Annotated in this window: 16 protein-coding genes; 13 read left to right on the top strand and 3 right to left on the bottom strand. The window is 45.7% G+C overall.

The features are described from left to right. The first annotated feature begins 29 nt into the window (after window positions 1–29). The gene (locus ACJJIW_RS08055; RefSeq protein ID WP_282930924.1) at window positions 30–1,226 is read left to right on the top strand and encodes a CaiB/BaiF CoA transferase family protein; all 1,197 of its coding nucleotides are present in this window, start codon (window positions 30–32) and stop codon (window positions 1,224–1,226) included. Window positions 1,227–1,266: 40 nt separating this feature from the next. Here ACJJIW_RS08055 and ACJJIW_RS08050 read toward each other — a convergent pair whose 3' ends face one another. Beyond that, window positions 1,267–1,917, bottom strand: coding sequence for a glycine-rich domain-containing protein (locus ACJJIW_RS08050; RefSeq protein WP_507021874.1), 651 nt, complete (start codon window positions 1,915–1,917; stop codon window positions 1,267–1,269). Window positions 1,918–2,262: 345 nt separating this feature from the next. Between ACJJIW_RS08050 and ACJJIW_RS08045 the strand changes: the two genes are divergently transcribed. The 4 genes from ACJJIW_RS08045 (at window position 2,263) to ACJJIW_RS08030 (ending at window position 7,015) form a co-directional block, all read left to right on the top strand. Beyond that, window positions 2,263–3,861, top strand: a complete 1,599-nt coding sequence (locus ACJJIW_RS08045) for an ABC-F family ATP-binding cassette domain-containing protein (protein WP_444937065.1) — start codon at window positions 2,263–2,265, stop codon at window positions 3,859–3,861. 32 nt (window positions 3,862–3,893) lie between these two features. Further along, window positions 3,894–5,420: a cryptochrome/photolyase family protein gene (locus tag ACJJIW_RS08040; RefSeq protein ID WP_444937064.1), complete on the top strand. Its 1,527-nt coding sequence runs from the start codon at window positions 3,894–3,896 to the stop codon at window positions 5,418–5,420. An 87-nt stretch (window positions 5,421–5,507) separates the two neighbouring features. After that, window positions 5,508–6,098: a cysteine hydrolase family protein gene (locus ACJJIW_RS08035; RefSeq protein ID WP_444937063.1), complete on the top strand. Its 591-nt coding sequence runs from the start codon at window positions 5,508–5,510 to the stop codon at window positions 6,096–6,098. Next, on the top strand, window positions 6,095–7,015 hold the full coding sequence (locus ACJJIW_RS08030; RefSeq protein WP_282930919.1) for a DMT family transporter: 921 nt from the start codon (window positions 6,095–6,097) through the stop codon (window positions 7,013–7,015). The genes ACJJIW_RS08035 and ACJJIW_RS08030 overlap by 4 nt, the downstream gene beginning before the upstream one ends. A gap of 75 nt (window positions 7,016–7,090) precedes the next feature. Here the strand turns inward: ACJJIW_RS08030 and ACJJIW_RS08025 are convergent, their stop codons facing one another. Next, a complete protein-coding gene (locus ACJJIW_RS08025) occupies window positions 7,091–7,507 on the bottom strand; it encodes a VOC family protein (RefSeq protein WP_282930918.1) in 417 nt (138 codons plus the stop codon). A gap of 503 nt (window positions 7,508–8,010) precedes the next feature. Between ACJJIW_RS08025 and ACJJIW_RS08020 the strand changes: the two genes are divergently transcribed. The 8 genes from ACJJIW_RS08020 to ACJJIW_RS07985 all read left to right on the top strand — a co-directional run bounded on the left by ACJJIW_RS08020 (window position 8,011) and on the right by ACJJIW_RS07985 (window position 19,312). After that, entirely contained in the window at window positions 8,011–9,618 is a 1,608-nt protein-coding gene (locus tag ACJJIW_RS08020) for an ABC-F family ATPase (RefSeq protein WP_282930917.1), read from the top strand. A gap of 754 nt (window positions 9,619–10,372) precedes the next feature. Beyond that, complete coding sequence (locus ACJJIW_RS08015) at window positions 10,373–11,158, top strand: outer membrane protein OmpK (protein WP_444892243.1); 786 nt, start codon at window positions 10,373–10,375, stop codon at window positions 11,156–11,158. Window position 11,159: 1 nt separating this feature from the next. Then, a complete protein-coding gene (locus tag ACJJIW_RS08010) occupies window positions 11,160–12,521 on the top strand; it encodes an NCS2 family permease (protein ID WP_444892244.1) in 1,362 nt (453 codons plus the stop codon). A gap of 11 nt (window positions 12,522–12,532) precedes the next feature. Continuing rightward, on the top strand, window positions 12,533–13,096 hold the full coding sequence (locus ACJJIW_RS08005) for a phosphoribosyltransferase (RefSeq protein WP_282930914.1): 564 nt from the start codon (window positions 12,533–12,535) through the stop codon (window positions 13,094–13,096). Window positions 13,097–13,326: 230 nt separating this feature from the next. Further along, entirely contained in the window at window positions 13,327–14,667 is a 1,341-nt protein-coding gene (aptA, locus tag ACJJIW_RS08000; RefSeq protein WP_444892245.1) for an omega-aminotransferase AptA, read from the top strand. A 197-nt stretch (window positions 14,668–14,864) separates the two neighbouring features. Further along, the gene (gene pepN, locus ACJJIW_RS07995) at window positions 14,865–17,486 is read left to right on the top strand and encodes an aminopeptidase N (protein WP_444937062.1); all 2,622 of its coding nucleotides are present in this window, start codon (window positions 14,865–14,867) and stop codon (window positions 17,484–17,486) included. A gap of 276 nt (window positions 17,487–17,762) precedes the next feature. After that, a complete protein-coding gene (locus ACJJIW_RS07990; protein ID WP_282930911.1) occupies window positions 17,763–18,224 on the top strand; it encodes a GNAT family N-acetyltransferase in 462 nt (153 codons plus the stop codon). Window positions 18,225–18,268: 44 nt separating this feature from the next. Next, complete coding sequence (locus ACJJIW_RS07985) at window positions 18,269–19,312, top strand: Kelch repeat-containing protein (RefSeq protein ID WP_282930910.1); 1,044 nt, start codon at window positions 18,269–18,271, stop codon at window positions 19,310–19,312. 76 nt (window positions 19,313–19,388) lie between these two features. On the opposite strand, the gene ACJJIW_RS07980 is transcribed toward ACJJIW_RS07985, so the two are convergent. Then, complete coding sequence (locus tag ACJJIW_RS07980) at window positions 19,389–21,596, bottom strand: transporter substrate-binding domain-containing protein (RefSeq protein ID WP_444937061.1); 2,208 nt, start codon at window positions 21,594–21,596, stop codon at window positions 19,389–19,391. Window positions 21,597–21,796 lie beyond the last annotated feature (200 nt).

Genomic DNA, 21,796 nt, shown 5'->3' with positions numbered 1-21,796 from the left:
TGTTCTCAATTAAAATAATGAAATAAAAAGTGAAACAGCAAAAGAATAAGCACTGTGCCCCATTGGAAGGGCTTAAGGTACTCGATTTTTCCACGCTCCTCCCCGGTCCCTATGCCACTATGTTATTGGCGGACCTGGGCGCGGAAGTACTAAGAATTGAGTCGCCCTCTCGGCCTGATTTGTTGAGGGGATTTCCACCACTAGTCGATGACTCTGCTTCCTTATCTGCCGCACATGCAACCATTAACCGCAACAAGCGCTCATTGGCGATAGACTTAAAAAGCCCCAAAGCAAAAGAGGTAATTCATCGGTTACTTCAGCAATACGATATCGTTATTGAGCAATTTCGCCCAGGTGTAATGGATCGCCTGGGCCTTGGTTACCAAAACTTAAGCCAACAGTGTGAAGACATTATCTATTGTTCGATCACTGGATATGGCCAGACAGGGCCATTAAAACAGCGTGCTGGACACGATATCAATTACCTTGCACTATCTGGCCTAGCCAGTTATTCCGGCAATCGCAGCCATGGCCCTTGCCTGAGTGGCACCCAGATAGCAGATATCGCCGGCGGTTCTCATCATGCGGTCATGTCAATACTGGCAGCAGTATATCATCGCCAGAGAACTGGTGAGGGAAGTTACATCGATATCAGCATGACAGACTGTAGCTTTGCTTTAAACGCAATCAGTGGAGCTAATGCCCTTGCTTTAAATAGCTCTCCAGAAATTGAGTCTGAGCTATTGAATGGTGGCAGCTATTACGATTACTACCGAACGGCGGACAATCGCTTTTTGTCAGTAGGCAGTTTAGAACCACAATTTGCGGAACAGTTTTTCATAAAAATTGGGCATAAAGAGTGGATGGATCGAATCCTTCAAGACGACCAACAAGAAAAACTCAAAGAGGATATCGCCAAGATTATCGCCAGCAAGACCCAGAAGGAATGGTTAGCCGTATTTCAGAGCGTCGATGCATGTATTGAACCTGTACTCAATTTTACAGAAGCCGCCGATAGCGAACTTATCCAATCCAGGGAGATGATCACCTCAATAGATGGAGGAATCAAACAGATCAACACCCCCTTTAGATTTAATCGCAAGAAGCCACTTTCTTTCAGCCGGGGAGCATCTCTGGGAGAACATAACCATACCGTATTGAGTGAGCTCGGTTTTAGTGCAGAAGAAATCGAGGAAATATGTGAAACTCAAGTTGTTCCCCACTAGTCACATTGAATACGATCGATAAGGCGGCGAATAGCTGCCTCTAATCCCCGCCCCCGCCGCAGCCACCACCGCAACTGCTTCCAGAGTCTGAAGTAGAGTCATTACTCCAAAATCCACCGTTACTACTATCGGATGAACCGCCCTCACAACTCGCGGCACAACCAATATGACTGGCACAATAATCTGATGAGAGGTTAGTTCTAGAACAGCAATTTAGTGAATAATGAAAGCCGTCTTTAATTTCCAGCTGTTTATCAATTGAAAAAATCAGAGGCAGCGACTTAGGCTTGGATGGGTTAATTCCACCATGAGCACAAGCTATTCGCCATGCTCTCTTAATCCCCTCACCAGTAGTATTCTTACTTGGCATAACTTCATTGGGCGTATGATGTAGAAAATAACCAAAAGATTTATTACAGAAACTCTTATATAACTGTGTACTTAATATAAATTCATGCCAAGCAATATCGACAACTTGAGATGGCATAGCAACCATTTTTCTGCCAGCAGTTTGACAGATAATAAAATAATCTCTTAAAGCATCAAGCACTATGCCCAGCTGTTTGTTGCTGAGGTGAGGATATGTTTTCTTTACCTTTTGTTTAAGCGAAGGATGAAATTGATATTCTCTCAAAAATCGCTGCCTTTCTGTTTTTCGATAAAATAAAAAACCATAGCGCTTACGATCAATAGACCAACCACCATAAAGCCTTCAAATACCATAGCAACTCCCATTGTTATTAAATACTTATCATTCGAAAGTAAGTCATTAAAAATAAAATACCGCAATGTAATCTCAAAAAGATCTTTATGCCACCTTCTTTTAACGGATTAGAGTACCAAGTAGAAGTTTACCGACCGGCCTTGAAGTATTTTTCCACATTTACTAAGATACGGCATATCAACTTTTCTATTTGGAGTCATTTACGCCAATGAATTAAGCCTTGCACACACTGGAGATAACCCGGCTTCTCAAGAGGCCATCAATTCCCGTGCAAGTGGCGTACTCCATTCTCTACAACTTTCTCTCAAGATCATGGTATTGCGCCACCCATTCCGACTACCGGAGGGTGACATGCAGAGCATTTGTTCTATAAAAAATCTTTCCTTAAACTTCCCTGAGAAATCTCTATTTAAGGGGATCCATCTTGACCTCCCTCCGGGATTTACTAGCTTAGTGGGAAATAATGGCAGTGGAAAATCGACTTTTTTAGAGACTTTGATTGGGAAACTAAAGCCTGAACAGGGAAGTATTACTTGGTATACGGACTACCTTAAAGTGGATCAAGTGAGTAGCAATTCCAACAAGCGAATTGTAGATTTATTCGACCCTACAGGCCTCTATGACTGTTTTTCACGTATTGAGTCTGGCAATCAGAGTGAGGAAGATCTGATACGTGTCTCAGATTCATGGGAGCTACCTACAATTTGGCAACAGCATTTATACAGCGCCGGAATAAATCTCACGTTAGACACTCCTATCGGCAATCTTAGCGGCGGTGAAAGAGTCCGACTGGCTTTAATCAATGCCTTCTCTCATAAAAAACACTACCTGCTACTGGATGAGCCTAGTAATCACCTAGATTCAGACGGTAGAAAATGGTTACAGCAGAAAATTAGAAACCATTCTGCCGGAATTCTAATGGTCAGTCATGATCGAAGCTTACTCCAACAAGCTGACACGATAGTGGAACTAGTTTCAGGAAAACTACGCACATATGGTGGTAACTATTCACACTACAAGAAAGAAAAAGAGATACAGAGACAGTCTGTAGAAAAGAAAATTGAAAGTACCAAAAAGAATATAAAAAGCCTAAACAAACTTAAGCAAAGTTCTGCTGAAAAAACTACAACCAGAAAAAACCAGGGTAAGAAATTAAAAGGTTCCCAATGTAAATCGCTACTAGATGCGAAAAAAGATCGTGCAGGGCAAAGTTTAGGCAAGCTGACTAGAAACCTGGATCGTCAGTACCATAAGTTAAAGCTAGATTTAGAAAGTTGCCAAAAGGACTATAAGAGTCATAAGCTCCCCAATATGCAACTTAGCAAAACAGGGCTAACGGGTGGTATTCGTCTGTATGTTGAGGATCTCAAACTGCCCTACGGTATTCAGAGTGATCCCATATCACTCACCATGCACAGTGGCGATCGCTGGCATATTTGTGGCGCCAATGGTAGCGGAAAGACAACGCTACTAAAGATCATTGCTGGTCGAGTTAAACCTCGCAGCGGTTTGTGTAAAACTTTTGGCAGCTGTTTTTATCTGGATCAGAGCCTAAGTCAACTAAATGGAAATCTATCTGCCTTGGAAACTTTATCCCGCCTGCACCCTGATAAAGATACCAACTTCTGGCGCACAGCCCTAGCCACAATGAATATTCGAGGTGATTCTGCACTTCGCTCTACCAATACTTTAAGTGGAGGGGAGCGACTAAAGGTTGCTTTACTTGCCGCTACTCGTGGCACTGAGGCACCAGACCTGCTACTACTGGACGAACCGGACAATCACTTGGATCTGGAGTCGCGTATAGCGCTGGAAACTGCGCTGGTAGAATACCCCGGAACATTTTTATTGATCTCCCATGACTCTACTTTTGTAGAAAATGTGGGAGTGAATAGAAGGGTCTATCTATAGGCATATTAAGACCTAAATAAAGGAAGTGAGATGTGAAAACGCTGCGCTTGCTATTAGGAGATCAATTGAACCAAAAACACTCCTGGTTTAGAGGTAACCAAAAGGATAAGATCTACTTTATGGCTGAAATGCGCCAAGAGACCGATTACGTTGTTCACCACATCCAAAAAGTCGTTGCCTTTTTTGAAGCTATGCAGATTTTCTCAGAGTGGCTTAAAAATAGAGGCTGCAATGTCATCTACTATCGAATAGACGATAAAAACAACAAACAAAACCTCACAAAAAATCTCGAAGATATTATTAGAAAACACAAAATTGAAAAATTTGAGTACCAACTTCCCGATGAGTACCGACTAGATCAGCAGCTGCTACAACTAGAAAAGAGGCTATCAATAGAATTTCAAGCCTACGACACTGAGCACTTTTTAACCACTCGAGAAGAGCTGGCAGATTTCTTCCAAGGGAAAAAATCGCTACTTATGGAGAGCTTCTACCACTATATGCGGAAGAAGTATGACATTCTGATGAACAATGGAAAACCTGAAGGGGGAAAGTGGAATTTCGACCAAAGCAATAGAAAGAAATGGAATGGAAAGCTGGGCAAACCCAAGCAGAGAAAAATAACAAGTAATGTCACTTCAACTTTATCCCGTATAAAAAATTCTGGAGTTAAGAGTATTGGAGAGATTGATCCAGAGAATTTTATATGGCCAACCAGCAGGGAGGAATCTATAAAACTACTTCGTCATTTTTGTAAACATCTACTTGCTCATTTTGGCGATTTTCAGGACGCAATGGATCCAGATGAAGCCTTTCTTTATCACAGCCGAATTAGCTTCTCCCTAAATAGTAAACTCATATCTCCAAAAGAGGCTATCGATACAGCGATAAAATCTTGGGAAGATGGAAAAATTTCAATAGGACTTAACCAGATTGAAGGTTTTGTACGCCAAATATTGGGCTGGCGAGAATATATGCGCGGTGTCTACTGGATGTCTATGCCCAGTTATGAGCATCAGAATAAGTTGAAGAATAAAAATAATTTGCCAGATTTTTTCTGGGATGCAAAGACGACCATGAACTGCCTTCACAACACCATCAGGAATAGCTTGGAAAATGCCTATGCTCACCATATCCAAAGGCTTATGATTACCGGTAATTTTGCGCTATTAACACAAACTGACCCTAACCAGGTGGAAAGTTGGTATCTCGGTATTTACATAGATGCTATTCAGTGGGTTGAAATGCCTAACACCCGGGGAATGAGCCAGTTCGCCGATGGTGGGTTGGTTGCAACAAAGCCCTATATTAGTAGTGGCTCCTATATCAACAAAATGAGTAACTATTGCAGCGACTGTATTTATGACGTCAAACAACGAACTGGAGAGAAGGCCTGCCCATTTAACAGCCTCTACTGGAATTTCTTAATTGAAAAAAGAAAAATACTAGAGGGCAATCATAGAATGACAATGATGTTCAGCCTTTTGGATAAGCTTGAGAAGAGTGAAGTGGCAGCAATAAAAAAAAGGGCAAAGCAATTTATGAAAAAGAAATCGTAAGCTCTATATAAATCATAAAATCCGTTATCGAAGGTTTCCTTAATCATTACTAAACTAAGCCAATACTCGCCTCAATAGGCTCTGGTCATGAAGACTGCAATCATTACCCTCGATTTTATCAACGATATTTGTCATCCAAAGGGACAAGTATCAGCAGCGGCCCCAAGAGTCCATAAGAATAGAGTTGTTGAGAACACTAATAAACTCCTAACGTGGGGAAGAGCAAGACAGTATCTTATTTGCCATATCAGAGTCGCTTTTTCCACCGACTACAGGGAATCTTCCTCTAACTCCCCCCTCTTCAGCTATATCAAAGATATAGGCGCCCTCCGTCAGAAAAGCTGGGGCACTGCTTTTGTTGATGATCTCAATATCACTGATAGCGATATATCTATTTATAAGAGGCGTGTCAGTGGCTTCTATGGGACCGAACTCCCAGTACTTATTGCTAGCAACAATATAGAAAGGATTATTCTCTGTGGGGTATCAACACAAAATACAGTCGAACTGACAGCCAGGGAAGCTCACGATAGAGACTTTTCAGTATTCATTGCCTCAGATGCCTGTGAGTCTGACACAGAAAACAATAAACAGAATAGCCTGAACTTCCTCACGAAGATAGCCAGTGTAAAAACTGTCGATGAGATTATTGCTAGTGAGGGTGCTAGTAAACCATGAATACCCGCATTTCCAATAGAGAATTTGCCCTCAGTGTCATTACCGCAATTCTGGCGGCCAGCTGTATGTCGCTAACCGGGCTATTTGGTAAAGAACTAACTACTTTTAGCTCCTTATCCCTGGTGGTCTTTATTCGTTTCTTTGCCCCATTTTTACTCCTAACCTGGATTTGCCTCGTTGTTTTTGATGAAAACCCTGTGACTCATCGAATAGACAGGATTGATGGTGCAAGGGCGTTATTCACTTGTCTCGCTCAGTATTGCCTGTTTTATTATTTGTCCAATGGCTCTCTACTTGTCGCCGCCCTTCTATTTTCAACGTCAGGTTTATTTCTCCCTTTTATTACCCGGTTTGCCAAAAAGGATCCGATAAAAAAGAAGACATTAGCAGCCTGTATAATCAGCTTTATCGGCGTTGCTTTTATATTGAAGCCAACTACTGGCTTTGATAGCTATATGATAGTGGGCCTGCTATCGGGCTTCTTTGGAGCTTGTTCACAGTTTGTAATGCACCACTCTTCAAAGAAGCAAAATACGATATCTTCAACCACCAAGATGTTCGGCCTATCCAGCCTCTATATGCTTGCCATATTATTGATTGAAGGAAATCTTGGGGAGCTTACGAAAGTCGCTGTATCTCTATCGGACTCGGTAAGTTTTGTGATTGTGATTATTGCTTTTAGCCTGGCGACAATCAGCAATCAATCCTTACGCACTAAAGCCTATCGTCGGGTAAACAGACCTGCCAGCCTATCTCCCTATTTATATACAAGCCTGATTTTCTCCGGCATATTGGATTGGTTTGTTTATAGCACACTCCCAACCTGGAATACTTATGCCGGCAGCTTACTGATAGTTATCGGAGGTATTATTCAGGCAATCAGAACTCAACCCCAGATTAAGGCATCTCATTCTTAACAAGGATAAGCGAGGACAGGGAATAGCGGGAGAAACCCAGCCCCACAGATTCAATTATCTGCAGGGCCCAGACGATTACTTGAACATCAGTTCAGGATTAACCATCGTTTTCATTTCCAGGACATTGCCATTTGGATCTTCGATAAAGAAAGTTTCCTGTTCATATTCATTGCCGACAAAGCGACGGTAGGGCTTGTCCAGGTATTCCAGCCCGGCAGCTTCGATACGGCCTTTCAATGCCTGAAACTCATCTTCCGGCAGGTGAATGCCAAAATGAGGAACAGCCACTTCTCCCATATCCACCTTGTGGCGAACATTGGGGAGCTTCTCCTCACTCTGGTGCAGGGTGAGTTCGTTACCCCAAAAGTCGATATCTACCCAGCGACCTTCTTCACTGTTGCCGGTCTTGCAGCCTAAGACATCGCAATAGAATTTCTTGGCGGTTTCCAGGTCCCCTGCCGGAATCGCAAGGTGCAAACAATTCGATTTCATATAGCCTCCAGCCTTTGCTAGCTCCTTATAGAGATCAAAAATTGATTGACTGACATCTGCTCGTCATTAGCCCTTCAACCCTCCCCCCCTGACAGCATTAACATTTACTTTGCCGTCGGAGCCACCCAAAGGATACAAATAAGATCAAGTGATCCCGTTAATTATTTAAATAAAAGTGGCCGCTTTACGCGCCGGCAACTTATACCGGGAATATTCCTAATATTAGGGCCCATAGCTTTAGCTAAAGAACCCGAACTTGGGGAGTATACAGATGCATATCATCGCACCCCACCCCGAAATGGAATATCCTCCTAGCCTAGAAGCATACTTTAACATATATATTTCAACCTCTAATATCGAACCCGCAGAGAAACTGCTTAGTTATTGAACGTACTCCTCGACACCTCAGCGCCAAATCCTTATAGTGCGGCCCCCACATCACGCCTCCTATTTTGGCGAAACCGGCTTACCAAAGCCCATTTGTAATCCTCAGGAATACGCTCTTGATCTCCACCGCGAATATCACCATGCAGTTTGGTGCCCAACCACTGTTTGAAAACATTTCTGTAAAGTTCGGCAATGGCAACCGATATGGCCTTATCGGGGCCAATGGATGTGGAAAGTCTACCTTTATGAAGATCCTGAGTGGTGCCTTGGCGCCCTCGGCCGGCAACGTATCCATTGAGCCTGGATGCACCTTGGGTACTTTGAGCCAAGACCAGTTTGCATTTGAAGAGTACACCGTCGTCGATGCGGTCATCATGGGAGATGTCCGCCTGTGGGAAATTAAACAGGAACGTGACCGCATATACTCGCTACCGGAAATGAGCGAAGAAGACGGCATGCGCGTAGCCGAGCTTGAAGTCCAATTTGCTGAGTTGGATGGCTATAGTGCAGAGAGCCGTGCGGGAGAAATCCTGCTTGAAGCTGGCATCGACGAATCCCTGCATTTTGGCCTGATGAAACAGGTAGCTCCCGGCTGGAAATTGCGTGTATTACTCGCCCAAGCGCTATTTGCCGACCCAGATATTTTATTGTTGGATGAGCCGACCAATAACCTGGACATCCACACCATCAAGTGGCTGGCAGATGTACTGAATCAACGCAAAAGCACCATGGTCATCATTTCCCACGATCGCCACTTCCTGAACTCTGTCTGCACCCATATGGCCGACATAGATTATGGTGAATTGCGGGTTTTCCCCGGCAATTATGAGGACTTTGTTGCGGCCTCCACGCTAATACAAGAACAACTTCACGCAGAGAATGCCAAGAAAAGTGCCGAACTGGACGAGCTACAGAGCTTTGTGAACCGCTTTTCTGCCAATGCATCCAAAGCCAAGCAGGCCAGCTCCCGCGCAAAGAAGATGGAAAAAATCAAGCTGGACGAAATCAAACCCTCCAGTCGGGTCAGCCCTTATATTACCTTTAACCAGTGTAAAAAATTGCACCGTCAGGCGCTGACTCTTGAGGGGCTTACCCATGGTTTTGACAGTGAAACGCTATTTCAAGGTGGCGAAATGCTGCTGGAAGCCGGTGCGCGCCTGGCAATTATCGGTGAAAACGGCGTTGGTAAAACAACCTTCCTGCGCTGTCTTGTCAATGAGATCCAAGCAAACAGCGGAGTCGTCAAGTGGTCAGAAAATGCCGCTATCGGCTACTGTCCGCAAGACAGCAGTGCAGATTTTGATGGTGACCTGACGATATTTGAGTGGATGTCCCAATGGCGCACCCCCAAGCACGATGATCTGGCCGTGCGGGGTATTCTGGGCCGACTATTATTTACCGCAGATGATGCCAATAAAAAGGCAAAGGTCTGCTCTGGCGGCGAGAAAAATCGCCTGCTGTTTGGCAAGCTAATGATGATGGACACCAATGTGCTCATCATGGATGAGCCAACCAACCACTTGGACATGGAAGCCATCGAAGCCCTGAACAAGGCACTGGAGAAATATGAGGGCACACTTATTTTTGTGAGTCACGATCGTCAGTTTGTCTCATCCCTGGCAACCCGAGTTATTGAAATCAAAGATCAAGCACTGATCGATTTTCAAGGCACTTACGAGGAATACCTGGCGCACCAGTCAGGTACAGAACAGCAGGTAGCCTGACTCCAAACTCGAATCGGAAAAGGCATATTGGGGCGATAACAATACTCGCCCCAGGTCTCAAAAGCTGGAAAGTGTAACCAATCACCACCAGATAATACGGGGCTCGGTAGGCATCACCTGAGCCCCCCTAAAGTCGCCCCCCGTTACTGCAATCCCATCCAGACTCCTTCCAGGGCCAATTTCATACGAACTAGCAAAAAAACCAAACAGCCAAATAATTTTTATACTGGTTAAAAGTCGATTTACTTTTCCCAACCATCGACCTCAGACCGATGCCTGCCTATATAAGAAGGGCGCTCAGAAGATACATTTCAACCACCCTTGCTCTGCTACCAAGCGGATGACTTCCATTACCATCAAAATTAAACAACAGCTATCACGACCCCTAAAAGCACCAAAAGTATTCATGTTGCCTGTTCAAGCACCACTGGGGAGCAGATGCCGACTTTCTGGACTATTTACCTAGTTAGCCCCTGCAATTTAGGGATTCCCGACTATCAAACCAATCAAACAATACTTTTTTGCTACACCAATCTATCGCTAACCAAAAAATGAGCATCTTATTTTTCCCAAGCGGGATTTTTTGGTGCAGAGTTACTCGAAAAGCCCGGGAAAAAGCGTAAATCCCGAGAAAAAACACTGGAAAACAGGGGTTAAGTTCTGGTACATTCCGCGACTATTTTTTAACCAACTGCCGATTTTCTCATCGGCCGCCAGTGCGAAATTCGCCTGTCGCTGTAACAGAGGTAATAGAATGAAACCAACCAAGCCCCTGCTACTGCTGGCCTCTAGCCTGTTGTCCGCAGCTGCCCAAGCTGAGATGACCTGGAGTGACAACAGCCTGAGCCTTCTTTACGGCCGTGATTACAAAGTCAACTACAGCAGGACCACGGATGACTCTGAGAGATCCGTAGTAACTTTTGAACACGCCAGTGGCCACAGCTGGGGTGACCTCTTTATTTTTGCCGACTACCTGGACTCGGAAGATGGCTCCGATGAGCTGTATAGTGAGATTTCTCCCCGCCTGAGCTTGGGTAAGCTCAGCGGAAGTGAACTGGCTTTCGGGCCGGTTACCGATGTACTGATTGCCACAGCAGTTGAGCTGGGCAACATGGATGACCCGGACCACTTGGCAACAACTGGCCCCCACTTTACCAATTATCTGGCGGGAGTGGGCTTCGATCTCGCGGTACCCGGTTTTTCTTTTGTACAAGCAAATGTTTACCGCCGCGATAACGATGACAAAGCCAGCAATGAGCAATTGACCCTGGTTTGGGCGATGCCCTTTACCCTGGGTGATGCCAGTTTTGTCTACGACGGTTTTATCGACTGGACCAGCGCTTCTGAAGACGCGCATCCGAGCACCAACTTTACCTCCCAGCTGAAATGGGATGCCGGCGCCTCTTGGGGGGAGCCCAAGTCCCTATACGCGGGTATTGAGTACGTACACTGGAACGACAAGTTCGGAATCAAAGATGGCACCCATGGTGTGGATTCCAACGAGCGCAACGTTAACCTGTTAGTAAAGTACCACTTCTGATATGAAACCCACTGATATCCAAACATCGGCGACCGCAGGGTCCGACATTCCCCAGGTGGGAGGCAATGCCTCTTTCCTCGAGAAGTTGTTCAAGCTCTCAGAACGCCAGACGAATGTACGCCGCGAAGTGATCGCCGGCGTTACCACATTCCTGACGATGGCCTACATCATCTTTGTGAACCCCAATATCCTGGCTGCAGCGGGTATGGATAAGGGCGCTGTATTTATGGCGACCTGTCTTGCAGCCGCTATTGGCTGCCTGATTATGGGACTCTACGCCAATTATCCCATTGCACTGGCGCCGGGCATGGGCCTCAATGCCTTCTTTGCCTACGTTGTCGTCGGTGAGATGGGCTACAGCTGGCAAGTGGCCCTGGGTGCGGTGTTTATATCGGGGATAATCTTCCTACTGCTCAGTATCTTCAAGCTACGGGAATGGATAATCGATAGTATTCCTCTCTCCCTGCGACAATCCCTGGCAGCGGGTATCGGCTTATTCCTGGCGATCATTGCTCTGAAGAGTGCCGGTATTGTAGTGGACAGCCCTGCGACTCTGGTAACCCTGGGCGACCTCAAGTCGGTTGAGGCGATTCTTGCAGCACTGGGCTTCTTTATTATTGTGGCCCTGTCCTACCGCCGCATGCTGGGTTCGGTAATGATCGGTATCCTTGCGGTAACCGTCATCGCCCTGGCAATCGGTAAAGTAGAGTTTACAGGTCTGGTTTCCGCACCTCCCAGTCTAGCGCCCACATACTTAGAGCTAGATATCGCTGGCGCCTTCGAAGTAGGCATGATCAGCGTGATCTTTGCCTTCCTGTTTGTCGACCTTTTCGATACCGCAGGTACCCTGTTGAGCGTTTCTGATCGCGCCAAACTACTAGATAAAGATGGCAAGTTGCCAGGTATGGGCAAGGCCCTGATGGCCGACAGCTCCGCATCTGTCGTCGGCTCTGTGCTGGGTTCCTCCACTACTACCTGTTATGTAGAGAGTACTGCAGGAATTACCGCAGGTGGTCGCACCGGTCTGACCGCTGTAGTTTGTGCCGGCCTCTTCCTGTTGGCGACCTTCTTCTCCCCCCTTATCGGTATGATTCCAGCCTATGCAACTGCGGGCGCTCTGCTGTATGTTGGCGTCCTGATGACTTCCGGCATGTCATCTATCGACTGGGATGATATTACCGAGGCCGCACCGGCAGTTATCGCCGCAGTGATGATGCCTCTGTCATTCTCTATCGCGCACGGAATTGCCTTGGGCTTTATTTCCTATGCGGTTATTAAAACGCTGAGCGGGCGCAGTAAAGACGTCAGTATCAGTGTGTACGTGTTAGCGGCACTCTTTGTTGCCAAGTTTGCCTTTTTCTGAGGGGTACATTGATGAAAAAGCACTTTATTAGCGCACAGCAGCTCCTGATTGACTCCTATGCTCTCGCTGATCAGATCTATAAGGACGGCTTCCGTCCCAATTATATTGTCGGCGTTTGGCGCGGTGGCGCACCTGTGGGCATCGCCGTACAAGAACTATTGCATGTGATGGGAGTGGATGCAGACCATATTGCTATCCGCACTTCCTCCTATCTCGGTATCGGTGAGCGAGACAAGAAAGTGCGCGTGCATGGCCTGAACTACCTGATCAAACGCCTGGAGTCCCACGACTCCCTGTTGATCGTGGACGATGTGCACGACTCTGGCCTGAGCATTGAGCAAACTATCGAAGACCTGCGCGCTGCCTGTAAGAAGAACACGCCGGAGATTCGTATCGCGACCCCTTACTACAAGCCGAAGAACAACAAGGCCAAGCGCGAGCCGGATTACTTTATCCACAAGACCGAAGAGTGGTTGGTATTCCCCCACGAGATCGACGGTCTGTCCCGGCAGGAGATTCTGGAGAACAAACCAGAACTCGCCCCTTACGTGGACAGAATCGCCACTGCTGTTTAATCAGCAACATTACCGGGGGGGCTAATACCCCCGGTTCTCTTTCTCCTCTCATCTCCCCCTAAGGCCATTCAGGCAAATCCTCCCCCAGCACTCAACTCCTGCCATAGGCAATACTTCAATACTCTATTAGTAAATCCCGCTTATGAAACTAAAGTTAGTGAGAATCAATTTATAAAGTAGAAAAGTTGGTCCAAAATTAATGGGATAAGGCCAAATGTCGGAAAATAAAAATGAACGACAAATCAGCGGGACTTAGTAAATCACAGTTAGATGCTTACTGGATGCCTTTTACCGGGAATCGCCAATTCAAAAGAGATCCCCGTATTATTACCTCAGCCAGCGGCTGCTATTACCGTAGTGCTGACGGCCGCCCCATATTCGATGGTCTATCCGGCTTGTGGACCTGTGGTGCCGGACACAACCGCCGGGAGATAATTGATTCCATTACACAGCAGGCTGAACTTTTGGATTATGCCCCAGCTTTCCAATATGGCCATCCTGGAGCATTCCAACTAGCTGAACGTATCAGCCAATTGATGCCCGCTCGTCTCAATCGAATTTTCTTCACAAATTCCGGCTCCGAATCCACAGAGACCTCTCTAAAAATAGCTCGAGCCTACTGGCAGAAAATGGGCGCTCCGGGAAAGATAAAATTTATTGGACGTGTGAAAGGCTATCACGGAGTTAATTTTGGCGGCCTCAGTGTGGGCGGCATTAGTGCTAATCGAGCAATCTTTGGTTCATCTTTAGATTCCGATCACCTTCGCCATACCCTTTTACCCCAGAACCGTTTTGCTAAAGGACAACCTGAACAGGGAAGTTTCCTGGCAGACGAGTTGCTGGAACTTATCAAACTGCACGGTTCTGAAAACATTGCCGCTGTTATTGTCGAGCCCGTAGCGGGGTCTGCGGGGGTATTGCCTCCACCAAAAGGCTATCTCCATCGCCTTAGGGAAATATGTACTCAATACGACATATTGTTGATATTTGATGAAGTCATTACCGCTTTCGGACGCATGGGGAAAGCCACCGGAGCAGAGTTTTTTGGAGTGACCCCGGATATGCTCAATACAGCCAAACAGCTTACAAATGGCGCTGTTCCCATGGGCGCTGTGGCTGTGCGCCAGGATATCTACGATACCTTCATGGAAACCGGAGGACCTGACTACCAGCTGGAACTTCCCCACGGCTATACCTATTCTGGGCACCCACTGGCCTGCGCAGCAGCATTGGCGACACTGGATATTTTGCAGAAGGAAAAATTGTTTGATCGATCTGCAGAGCTTGCCCATATCCTGGAAGACCATATTCACCAACTAAACGGGTTGCCGTTAGTTGAAGATATTCGCAATTGCGGGCTCGCCGCTGGCCTGACTATCGAAGCGGCTCAAGATGAGCCGCTACTCAGACCCTACTTAATAGCTATGAAGATGTGGGAAAAGGGCTTTTATATTCGTTACGGGGGCGACACACTACAACTCGGCGTACCGTTTATAGCTCAAGTAGAGGAAATTGACGGTATTATCAACGCATTAGCCGAATCAATTTTAGAAACTGCAAACGGCCAATAATCAGCACTCATTCCTTATTTACCCACAAAAATCTTCATCTTCGATAAGACGAAATTTATATCGCCGCCTACCTGTCATTAATGATACAAAGTGAAATTCAATCACCCTATATTAAAAATAATGCCATGAAAAAATATACTAACCTTTCGAAGGTATTACTAACGTGCAAAGTGGCTATATCAATTCTATGTGGTATTTTGATAAGTTCCTGTGGACAAAAACTTCCTGATCAAGACACAACCTCATCAGAACAGCCAACCTTATTTTCCCCGCGAGCCACAGAATCAGGGCTCTCTGAGCCTTATGCCCGCTTCCGACGGCAACAAATTTCTGAAGTGGATTATCGTTTAAGCATCAACCTGGAAAATCCTGATAAGAATTTTTCCGGAACCGTTCATGCAGATATAAAGTTTAATCAAAAACTTGAACAACCACTGACTCTAGACTTTTCCGGTGGTGCTGTTGATTCAATTCAGGTCGATGGAAGATCTGTTCCATTTGAATACAACAACTACTTTATTTCTATTGATTATCAAAATCTACCGGAAAAATCCCACACGATTACGGTGAATTATCAACACCCGTACTCTAACAATGGCTCAGGATTACATCGCTTTAAAGACCCCAAAGACGAAAAGGTCTATTTATATACGGACTTTGAACCTTATGATGCCAATCGCCTATTCCCACATTTTGACCAACCCAATTTGAAAGCGCGTTACACCCTGGATGTAAAGGCTCCAAAAGACTGGGTAGTAGTTAGCGCGGAAAGAGAGGAGAGAGTAGAAGAGAAAAGAAAATCAAACCACTGGTTTTTCCCTCAAACCAAGAAATTTTCATCTTACATATTCTCTTTACATGCAGGTCCTTACCACATCTGGGAAGACAAGGCAGGAGATATCCCCCTTCGCTTAATGGCTAGACAGAGCCTGGCAAATTACGTAAAAACGGAAGACTGGTTTACCTTCACCAAACAATCCTTTGAATTCTTTCAGCCCTACTTTGAAATTGATTATCCATTTAAAAAATATGATCAAATACTAGTACCTGATTTTAACGCGGGCGCTATGGAAAATGTTGGGGCTGTTACATTTAACGATTCTTACATATCCCGAGGAAAAAAGACCCAGGCCCAGCGGATGCGCCTCGCCAATGTTATTGCCCATGAGCTGGCCCATCAATGGTTTGGTAATTTGGTCACCATGAATTGGTGGGATGACCTTTGGCTCAATGAGAGTTTTGCCACTTACATGGCCAATCTGGCTCTAGCCGAAAATAGCGAATTCACTACCGCTTGGGAAAACTATTACTTAGGCGCCAAGCAATGGGCTTACCACACTGATCAACGCCCCACTACCCACGCTATTCAACTACCAGTCAACAATACTGACGAAGCCTTTGCCAATTTTGATGGAATTACTTATGGCAAAGGCGGCTCAGTACTCAAGCAATTGCCCTACTATTTGGGCAAAGAAGAATTTCGCAAAGGCGTCAGTAATTACTTAAAGGCCTTATCTTATGACAATTCAACCCTCAATGACTTTATCAACCACCTGGGCAAAGCTGCGGATAAAGATCTTAATTCCTGGCAGCAACAGTGGCTTTACCAGGCCGGCCTCAACACAATTGAAGCCAGTTTCCAGTGCGATGATGACCAAATCAATCATCTGGTAATTCAGCAAACAGCACCAGAGGAATACCCAATATTAAGGGAACAGCGTACACAGCTGGGGTTTTACCAGATGAAAGCTGGAAGTATGAAACGGGTTACAACCCTTCCAGTGCTTTATAGTGGCGCCAGAACCGAAGTAAAAGAAGCCGTGGGGCTACCCTGTCCAGAGGGGCTATATCCCAATGAAGAAGATTGGGCCTATGTGAAGGTAAATCTGGATGAAGTTACCATCAAAAACATGGCTCAGCATATCAATGACATTGAAGAGCCGTTTGCACGACTAATGTTCTGGCAAAGCCTATTTGATAGTACCTATGACGCAAAGCTCCCTCTGGATGAGTATATTAGTTTTATAGTGAATAATGGCGCCGACGAAAAGGACATCAACATTATTCGTTTGAATGCCAGATATATTGAGTTCACTTACGATTTCCTGACTCAAATCCCCCTAAGCACAAAGCGCCGTAACGAACTTACTCAGACTGTTGAGAGCTTTGTCTGGGGTCAACTACTAGAGGCGGCTGAAGGTAGTGATCAACAAAAAGTCTGGTTTGGTGTTTTTACCAATATCGCCCACTCCACTCCAGCATTAAGTCATGCTAGAGACCTATTAAAGGGAGAGTTTGCCATTAAAGGATTGGAACTCGATCCTGATATGCGCTGGAAACTTATCAAGTTACAGAATCGTTATCTGTTCTCAGATTATGAGCAGGCAATCACAAGAGAATTAGCAAAAGATAACTCCGACAGATCTAAACTCAACGCATTATCTGCTGAAGTTATTCGCCCCCAACCCGAAAACAAATCAAAGTGGGTAGATAACCTTATATCTAATCGAGACAAATTTAAGTTAAGCGAAATTCGAAAAATTACAGAGTCCCTTTTTGCACCAGAGCAAATAGAGCTATTTAACATCCACGGTCAACCAATTTTTGATTCACTGGCTCAGGTCAATGAAGATGAATCTCAGGAATTGCTTACTGCTTATGCTTACGCCCTACCGCTAATGTGCTCTAGAGAAAATGTAAATGAGATTACTAAGTCACTAAAAGAAAAACCACAACTTAAGCCCATATTGGTAAAAGCATTAAAAAATCATCGCTACTCCGGTGAACGCTGTATCAATATCGGGAAGCGATTACTCTAAATCTTCTTTAAACTAGCTATTAATGTTGAACTAAGGGCAATATCCAGCCCTTAGTTCCCCTTGCCAGGATTTTGGCCGGGTATTATGCGTAATAAAACGGTGCAAAAAGTTATATATTTTTTCTCAATGCCCCCTAATAAAGCATACCTATTGCACCAGCCAACTTATACTTATCCTTCTCTGAAAATATTGTTAAAGTGACATTTCAAAGCCCAAAAGATTAACGGGCGTTCCTGCTTAAGCCATTATTTTAAAAAGAAAGACAATCAAATAAAGATGTATATATCAGTACAATTAGACGATCTGTCCGACGGTTCCATTAACAATCTTCTCGAAGCTCATCTACGGGAAATGTACCGACATTCCCCACCTGGAAGCGTTCACGCACTAAATCCTGATGAGTTAAATGACCCCATGATTACCTTTTGGGGGGCAAGAATTGATGGAGTTTTGGCCGGATGTGCTGCTCTAAAAGAGATCGACCCTAATTTGGGTGAAATAAAATCCATGAAAACTCATCCTCTGTTTCTGCGCAAAGGCGTTGCCCGCGCCTTGATAGAAAGAATATTGGAGGAGGCAAAGCAGCGTAAATATAAAGAGATAAAGCTGGAGACAGGCCGCACTGAAGCTTTTGCTCCCGCAATCGCTCTCTATCGCCGTTATGGATTTGACGATTGCGACCCTTTCAGTCACTATAAAAATGACCCTTTTAGCCTATTTTTAGGTAAAAAATTATAACCAATAGGTATTCTTTATCAGTCAGTGTGAGAGTGTTTGTTACTATGACGCTATCCAGAAGATCCTTTATTAAATATTCCAGCTTAGCTTCCCTTACTTTTGGTGGAGTCAATCTAACCGCTAAAGAGGCTATTACCAGTCTATCTATATCAAGTCTTCCCAGCCTGGAAATGCCTTTACAGGAGATTTACCCCGCAGTCTTTTCTGGCGAGATCTATGTAGCAGGGGGATTTATCCCATCGGATACAGCAGTTTTCTTCGGTCTCTCTCCAACTAAACAAACACATATCTTTTCTCCGCGGGAACAAAACTGGAGGCCAGGGCCCAATTTACCTGAGTCAAGACATCACCTTGGCATGGCCAGTAATTCCAACAGCCTATATGGCATCGGTGGATTTTTTGGCGATTCTGATAGCGCTTGGCAAGCCCGAAATACCGTTTATAAACTTTCCAGCGAATATAAGCATTGGATAGAAACCAGCCCTCTCCCCCGGCCACTGGCTGAATCTATTTACACCAACATTGGGGAGAACATCCATGTCATTGGCGGTAGGGCCCCCGACGAACAGTCTAAAAATAGAGATACCAATTCTCATTATGTGCTTACAAGAGGGGATCATTGGGAGCAAGCAGCGCCAGCCAGTATCAAGCGAACCTCCGCAGGTGGGGCAAACTTAAATAACAGAATTTATGTTGTTGGTGGCCGCCAGGTTAGCGACAATAGTAGCAAGGCTAGGAATCTAACTTATGCCGAAGTTTATGACCCCAGCCTGGATAAATGGGAAAAGATCCGCCCCCTACCCCAGGCTGCTGCCGGACTCACAGTAACCCCATTAAATAATAAATTAATAGTTACCGGCGGTGAGGCATTTGGCCCCAATGGCAAATGGAAGACTGGTACAGCATTTAACAATATTTGGATTTACGATCCAGTCACAGATGATTGGAACAATCAGGGTCATTTGCCCCAGGCACGACACGGTCACGGAGCAGTAGCCCTAGGAGAAAACCTCTACTTGATTGGTGGAGCCTCTAAAGTTGGACCGCAAGAAACTCTCGCTTCCGCAATACAGCTGCACTGGAGCTAAGGGGCAATAATAAAGTGCCCTTGAGCAAACCCACAATGCCTCTGGCTTGCAGAGGCCCATTGATGGGATACATTAATTAATTGGGAGCAATGCTGCCATCAATATCTGTATAAATCTGATGGCGCTCAACTCCTAAATATCCAATATACCTATCCCGTATCTCACGCACATAGTTAACTGGCTCCCTGCCGCGCACGTAACCAAAACGACTATTGCGATAGTATTCAGGCTGGGACAGCAGCAACATGGCCTCTTCAACATGGCCAAACCACTGGTTAGGGTCCCACTCCAGTCGTCGGGCTAACGCCCTCGCATCCCTGACATGGCCGTGACCCGCATTATATGCAGCCAGGGTAAAATAGATCTTCTGCTCTAGGGGTATATTTTCAGGGAAACGTTTATCCAGCCACCCCAGATAAGATACACCTGCGCGGATACCGTTTTCAGGATCATACAAATTGTTAACTCCCATCTGTCGTGCAGTCCGAGGTAATACCTGCATCAAGCCCTGAGCACCGGCAAAGGAGCGCGCTTGGGGATTAAATTGACTCTCCTGGTACATCTGCGCAACCACCATACGCCAATCCCGATCGGTAGCCTCAGTATATTTCTTTACTATGGGATCAAAGGGCGATAGCTCATCAGTGCTGCGCAGGCGCTGCCCTTGATGTCGGAGGATACGCTTTTGCTCCTTGAAATATTTGTTGTAAGTAACGTTAAAGAACAGGTCCCGATTGTGCTTGTTCAGAAAGTTATTCAGTTGTTCCAATAATACCGGTTGGCCAGTTCGAACGGCCCAGGCGATATCTCGCTCCCCTGGCAACTCCCCCACTACAGTAAAGTCATCCCGGTAAGTGCTTTCAATGGCGGCCAAGTGTGAGTCAACTACGGTATAGGGAAAAATACCCCTGGCTACTGCATCAATAAGAAACTCACTGGTAGCGCCTTTTAGACGGTGGATCTGTAGCGGCACCATATCTTGCCCGTGCTGCTTTTCCATTATTTTGACCAGACTCTCGTGATAGCTCGTGGTGGGATTAACCACTACTGTTTGCCCTGAAAGCAGGATCTCGGGAAGGGGTAGCTCTTTATCAGGCACCTTTGATTTTGCGGCTACTACCTGTTCCGTAACTGTCATATAAGGCTTGGAAAATGCCAATCCCTGCTGGCGGCGAGCCTCGGTAACAGTTAGGGATGCAGCAATCATGTCCCCCATTCCATCATTCAATGCTTCGACCAAATCCTGGTCCTTATCGGGCACAACCATACTCAGGCGTAATTTATGGTCACGGGCAAACTTCCTTAGCAGATCGTAATCAAACCCCATCAACTCACCGCGCCAGATAAAGTAGGAGGCGGGGTGATTGCGAGTAAGTACCCTTAAAGTTCCGCTCTCCTTTATTGCCTGCCAATCTCTCAGTGGCTGCTCTCGGTTCTGACTGGCCAATACCAATTCAGCGGTAAAGAACTCATTCAACTCACGCCTCAAAGCGATAGCATCTTTGCGTACAGCCCAGGCGATAAGCCTGCGGGAATCGAGTTCTGTGGTGGCTGTAAGTTGCGGGTAATCAGTTAGAAGCACATCGGCCAAATTACTATCAATAATTGTTGCGGGGTATTCACCCGCTGCTACAGCCGCGATAAGCTCGTTGGTTGCAACCGGCTTATCGAGGTAGGTGATCCTGTAATTTTCCGTATCGGCTCGCTGCTCCAGGGTTTCAGCAAATGCACTGCCCCGCCGCAGCACGACTTGTAAGGGCACAGCCTCTTCCACCTCGAACTCTTTATGAGTAATTAGCAACTCATCAACATATTGTAATGGGCGGGTAAAACCCAGTGATAACTTGCGTTCTTCGGTGCGAGAAAAATTGGTGGCAATTACATCCCCACGTCCATCAATAACCGCTGGAATTAAATCGGAAAAGTTATCTACGTAAACCCACTGAGGCTTTAATCCGCGGCTACGAGCAAAATTTTCCGCAAGTTTTCGCCACTCTGTTGCAGGTAGTCCTTCTCGTGGTAAGGCGCTCTCCTGGGGGCCCCTTGGGGCCAACAGGCGCAATACACCTCGCTCTAACAGGGCTGGCAAATCTCCTTGCTCTACATAATTTTCAAACTGCGGCTTTGCGGGCTGTTTATTCTGCGGCGTTGGTATCGGTTGTTGGGGAGATTCCGTTAAAACCTGTGAGTTTTCTACAACAGGATCTCTATTACTCTCGCATGCGGCAAGCAGCAATATTAAGACAAATAGCGGAAATATAACGAAAAACTGTTTTCTGCTCACAGTGCACCCTTTCTTATTCTATGAGAAGCATTACCCTTAACGCGCACGCTATGCTTCACAATATGGAATTGCCGCTGTTACAGAAATCGTACCAGTTTGCTGGGAGATTATCCCCTAAAAAAAGCCCGGCAAAATCAATTGCCGGGCAAATATACGTTGGCGAATGTCGGATGTCTCTTACACAGAGTGACAAGCCTTTT

The sequence above is a fragment of the Microbulbifer maximicatervae (SeqCode) genome, from assembly GCF_052467815.1.
The sequence above is the reverse complement of the archived record's forward strand: the minus strand, read 5'-3'. Positions and strand labels throughout refer to the sequence as shown.

Bases quoted from the DNA above. Each gene is read 5' to 3' on its own strand.
- ACJJIW_RS08045 (WP_444937065.1), top strand. From the start codon at position 2,263: ATGGTATTGCGCCACCCATTCCGACTACCGGAGGGTGACATGCAGAGC.
- ACJJIW_RS08035 (WP_444937063.1), top strand. From the start codon at position 5,508: ATGAAGACTGCAATCATTACCCTCGATTTTATCAACGATATTTGTCAT.
- ACJJIW_RS08030 (WP_282930919.1), top strand. From the start codon at position 6,095: ATGAATACCCGCATTTCCAATAGAGAATTTGCCCTCAGTGTCATTACC.
- ACJJIW_RS08025 (WP_282930918.1), bottom strand. From the start codon at position 7,507: ATGAAATCGAATTGTTTGCACCTTGCGATTCCGGCAGGGGACCTGGAA.
- ACJJIW_RS08015 (WP_444892243.1), top strand. From the start codon at position 10,373: ATGAAACCAACCAAGCCCCTGCTACTGCTGGCCTCTAGCCTGTTGTCC.
- ACJJIW_RS08010 (WP_444892244.1), top strand. From the start codon at position 11,160: ATGAAACCCACTGATATCCAAACATCGGCGACCGCAGGGTCCGACATT.
- ACJJIW_RS08005 (WP_282930914.1), top strand. From the start codon at position 12,533: ATGAAAAAGCACTTTATTAGCGCACAGCAGCTCCTGATTGACTCCTAT.
- aptA (WP_444892245.1), top strand. From the start codon at position 13,327: ATGAACGACAAATCAGCGGGACTTAGTAAATCACAGTTAGATGCTTAC.
- ACJJIW_RS07990 (WP_282930911.1), top strand. From the start codon at position 17,763: ATGTATATATCAGTACAATTAGACGATCTGTCCGACGGTTCCATTAAC.
- ACJJIW_RS07985 (WP_282930910.1), top strand. From the start codon at position 18,269: ATGACGCTATCCAGAAGATCCTTTATTAAATATTCCAGCTTAGCTTCC.